This is a genomic window from Patescibacteria group bacterium (assembly GCA_041653535.1).
Taxonomy (GTDB): Bacteria; Patescibacteriota; Patescibacteriia; order JACRDY01; family JACRDY01; genus JBAZFH01.
In genome coordinates this window covers 1-3,756 of sequence record JBAZFH010000019.1, presented here as the reverse complement: position 1 = coordinate 3,756, position 3,756 = coordinate 1, and the positions used below count along the sequence as shown (strand labels likewise).

The following is a 3,756-nucleotide window of genomic DNA, read 5'->3' as shown; positions in this document are numbered from 1 at the left end:
GGTCGAACAGCAGGAAATCGTGGGCACCAGGGACAGACAGGAAATCGGGGGCACCGGCGACAGTCAGGCAATCAGCGGCACCGGCGACAGTCAGGCAATCAGCGGCACCGGATACAATCAGGCAATCAGAGGCACCGGTGAAGACAGTGTTGCCATTGCATGGGGCCTTGCCGGAAAGGCAAAAGGTGCCATGGGTTGCTATATCGCACTTGCCGAGTGGATAAAAACAGACAATAAATATGTTTTAAAATACGCAAAAATGACAAAAGTTGATGGCAAAAAAATAAAGGCAGACACGTTTTATATATTAAAAAACGGAAAATTTGTAAAAGCCAAATAAAAAGGAGATTAAAATGAAACTAACAAAAGAGGATTTGATAAATTGGAACGCATGCAGCAAAGGCATGGAGTGGTACAACAAAAATGGAAAAGACACGGTAGAAGAAACGGCAAAAGCATTAATGGCCGAAGAAAATTACAGCCATGCTAACTGGTTGCTGTCCAGGGCGATACCTATCGACGACAAACGTAGATATGCAATTTTTGCGGCAAAACTGGTGTTGCCTATTTTTGAGGCAAAATATCCGGAAGATAAAAGGCCAAGAAAGGCAATTGAAGCGGCAGAAAAATATCTGGAAAGTCCAACAGAAAAAAACGTAGACGCCGCCGCATCCGCCGCATCCGCCGCAGACGCCGCAGCCGCAGCATACGCCGCATCCGCCAAATCCGCAGCATCCGCCAAATCCGCAGCCGCAGCATACGCCGTAGCCGCCGCCGTAGCCGCCGTAGCCGCCGCAGACGCCGCATCCGCCAAATCCGCAGCCGCATACGCCGCAGACGCCGCAGCCGTAAAAGGGACAAAAGAAAAGATAGTAAATTTTGGGTTAGAGCTTTTAGCTAACGTAAAATAATAAAATAAAAGGAGAAAAGAATGGAAAATTTAGAAGGTGAAAAAAATTTTACGCAGGCGTTGGAGCGGAGCAGAAAAGAAATAGAAGAAATGGAAGCGGTTGCTGTCAGGAAACCAACAACCGCTCCGGCGGTTAATTACAGGCAGGAAATATCAAAAATAAAGGAACAGAAGGAAGCAATGGACGATATGTTAAAATCGGTACTTAAAGAGGGCGTACATTTTGGGGTCGTTCCGGGATGTGGCGAACGCCCGGCCCTGCTTAAGCCTGGAACTGAAATGCTAATAAAACTTTTCAAACTTACATTCGACATTGACACGGAAGTTGTAAACCTTGAGAACGGACACAGGGAATACAATTCAAAAGCACGGCTTTACTACTTCGGCGAAAAAGTGGGACAGGCTTCCGGTTCATGCGCAACAATGGAAAAGAAATATCGTTACAGGTACAGCAAAGAGAACGAAAATATAGCAGACACGTATAATACATGCCGGAAAATGGCAGAAAAAAGGGCGTTAACGGCAGTAACGCTGATAGCAACTGGGGCAAGTGATAAATTCACGCAGGACATAGAGGACATGGAATCAGAAGGCAAGGCAGAAACGCCTAAGACGGTACAGACAGCCCCGGCAACAGCAACGACAGTAGAGCCGAAAAAAGAACAGCCCAAGGCTCCTGCAACTCAGGGCAATACTGAAATAGTGGTAAAGATAATAAAAAAGCAGGATAACAAGTTTATACCGAAACACTTTAATTATTTGGTCGAGGAAAACGAACTTGCAATCCGCTACATAGACACAGACAGAGAAACAACGCCCGAAAATGTGGCCGAGGGTGCGCTTGTTAAATTTTCAGACATAAAAACGACAATTTCAAACAGTAAAAAATACTACTTTGCCGGAAAGGTTGAGGTGGTTTTCTAATGGACACATTAAAAAGAATTGGACAGCCTGAAATTTTGGAAAAGATACAGGCGGTAAGTGCTGAAATTGAGTACTTTAAAACGCTCGAAGTTAAAGAAATAACAGACGGCGAAAATTACAGGATAGCAGGGGATTTGCTTGCAAGAGTTAAAATGGTTTTAAAATCTCTTGAGGAAAGCAGAACTGAATTAAAGGCCCCTGCTTTGTCCGAGGGTAAGGCGATTGACAAAACATATAAACCGATAGCCGATAACCTTGAAGTTGTCAGGCGTAAAATTGAGGTCGGTATGTGGGCCTATGCAATTGCAGAAAACAAGCGAAAAGAGGAAGCAATAAGAAAATTCAGGGAAGAGGAAAATAAAAGGTTAGAAGCCGAAAAACAGAAAATGCTCGATTTAGCCGTACAGCAGGCAGAGCAGACGGGCGCAAAAAGTGAAACCATAGGGATAATGGCAATGGCGGCCGCAGAAAACATAGAGACGGACCAGCAAGCGTTAAAGAACAAGAAAATAAATTCGGCGGTAACGGTGTTAGGCGGTAATGGCGCAACCACAGCAAGCATAGAGTGGACATTTGAAGTCGTTCAGCCGCTACTTGTGCCCCGGGAATTTTGCGAACCGGTTGACAAATTAATCAGGGAAGCCGTCAAGGGTGGTAAAAGAGAGATTGCAGGCGTAAGAATATTTGAGAAAGCCAAATTTTCAAACAGGTGAAACCATGATAAAGAAATCAAATAATGGCGAAATAGTACAAATTTACAGCAATATATCAGGACATAATGGTTTAGGCGAGTTGCTTGCATGGCTTACGGATTTTACAATGCGTGAACACATCTACAATTTTCCGCTTGACTGGATAAAGCACAAAAACACCGAACAGGGCAAATTTTACTACTGTAATTTTACGGGCAAATATTACGAAGTGGCAAAAAATGCGGGGGTGACAGAGTGACGGAAGATGAAATCAAAAGATATACCAAAATTTACAAGGTAGAACGTGAAGCAATAGAAAACAATATCTGCCCTTATGACCGGTTAGTTTTTGCCGATACCATAATATCAATGGCAACAAGCGAAATTGAGCGAGAGATTGACCGCATTAAAGCAAATATAGGAGTTACAATCAAAGAGGACGGGGGCAAGGTAACAGAGGCAAAAATTGAACGGGCTGGATTAGCGGCAACAATCGAGGAACGGCATTTATTGAGGATTTTTCAGGCCCTATATTTGACGATAAGGTCAAAAGAATACAATGAAAGCAAATAAAAAAAAGGAGAATGAAATGAAAAAGAAAAGTGGCAGACCGGGAAAAGCAGACAGGAAAAAGGAAAAAATTGTAATGTATTGTACCGGCAAGGAAAAGAGTTTTTTTACACGTGAAGCGGAAAGGCTTAAATATAATCTTGCTGAATATTTACGGGTTGCTTTATACGAGAAATCAACGGCTGATATTTTTAATAAAGACAATTTAAAATCGGAAGTTAAAAACTAATTATCAGGTGGGAAAGTGCGGAAAATCCTCCCTTAACTCCCTAACCGTTCCTTTCCCCCTGATACAAAAAAAGGAGAACAAGATGAAAGGATATAAAGGATTCAGTAAAAATATGACCTGCAAAGGATACCAATTTACAGTTGGAAAAACTTACGAACACGAAGGGACAGTTAAGCTTTGCAGTAGCGGTTTCCATTTTTGCGAACACCCGCTTGACGTTTTTGGCCATTATGCCCCGTCAGAAAGTGTTTATGCGGAAATCGAGGCTGAAAATGTATCAGATAAAAAAGAAAGTAACGATACAAAAAGGGTTTGCGGAAAAATAACAATAGTTAAAATGTTGTCAATGCTGGAAATGGCGGAAATTGCGGTTGCTATGGCCCAAAAAAAAATCAGCGGCACCGGCGACAATCAGGCAATCAGAGGCACCG

General features: G+C 42.8%; 8 protein-coding genes. All 8 read left to right on the top strand.

Annotated features, from left to right (window positions below; translation table 11 throughout):
* Window positions 1-340 (top strand): hypothetical protein (locus WC310_05925; protein MFA5359320.1); only part of this gene is annotated, 340 nt, incomplete at its 5' end.
* Window positions 341-353: 13 nt separating this feature from the next.
* Window positions 354-911, top strand: coding sequence for an Imm5 family immunity protein (locus tag WC310_05920; GenBank protein MFA5359319.1), 558 nt, complete (start codon window positions 354-356; stop codon window positions 909-911).
* 20 nt (window positions 912-931) lie between these two features.
* Complete coding sequence (locus tag WC310_05915; protein ID MFA5359318.1) at window positions 932-1,834, top strand: hypothetical protein; 903 nt, start codon at window positions 932-934, stop codon at window positions 1,832-1,834.
* Window positions 1,834-2,547 carry a hypothetical protein gene (locus WC310_05910; GenBank protein ID MFA5359317.1) on the top strand — a complete coding sequence of 238 codons (714 nt, stop codon included), beginning with the start codon at window positions 1,834-1,836 and terminating at the stop codon, window positions 2,545-2,547. Before WC310_05915 ends, WC310_05910 begins: the two co-directional genes overlap by 1 nt.
* A gap of 4 nt (window positions 2,548-2,551) precedes the next feature.
* On the top strand, window positions 2,552-2,785 hold the full coding sequence (locus tag WC310_05905) for a hypothetical protein (protein MFA5359316.1): 234 nt from the start codon (window positions 2,552-2,554) through the stop codon (window positions 2,783-2,785).
* Window positions 2,782-3,099: a hypothetical protein gene (locus WC310_05900; GenBank protein ID MFA5359315.1), complete on the top strand. Its 318-nt coding sequence runs from the start codon at window positions 2,782-2,784 to the stop codon at window positions 3,097-3,099. The genes WC310_05905 and WC310_05900 overlap by 4 nt, the downstream gene beginning before the upstream one ends.
* Before the next feature lie 16 nt (window positions 3,100-3,115).
* Window positions 3,116-3,325 carry a hypothetical protein gene (locus tag WC310_05895; GenBank protein ID MFA5359314.1) on the top strand — a complete coding sequence of 70 codons (210 nt, stop codon included), beginning with the start codon at window positions 3,116-3,118 and terminating at the stop codon, window positions 3,323-3,325.
* A 112-nt stretch (window positions 3,326-3,437) separates the two neighbouring features.
* Window positions 3,438-3,756: hypothetical protein (locus WC310_05890; protein ID MFA5359313.1), on the top strand; the 319-nt coding region annotated here is incomplete at its 3' end.

Bases quoted from the DNA above. Each gene is read 5' to 3' on its own strand.
- WC310_05910 (MFA5359317.1), top strand. From the start codon at position 1,834: ATGGACACATTAAAAAGAATTGGACAGCCTGAAATTTTGGAAAAGATA.
- WC310_05915 (MFA5359318.1), top strand. From the start codon at position 932: ATGGAAAATTTAGAAGGTGAAAAAAATTTTACGCAGGCGTTGGAGCGG.
- WC310_05905 (MFA5359316.1), top strand. From the start codon at position 2,552: ATGATAAAGAAATCAAATAATGGCGAAATAGTACAAATTTACAGCAAT.
- WC310_05895 (MFA5359314.1), top strand. From the start codon at position 3,116: ATGAAAAAGAAAAGTGGCAGACCGGGAAAAGCAGACAGGAAAAAGGAA.
- WC310_05920 (MFA5359319.1), top strand. From the start codon at position 354: ATGAAACTAACAAAAGAGGATTTGATAAATTGGAACGCATGCAGCAAA.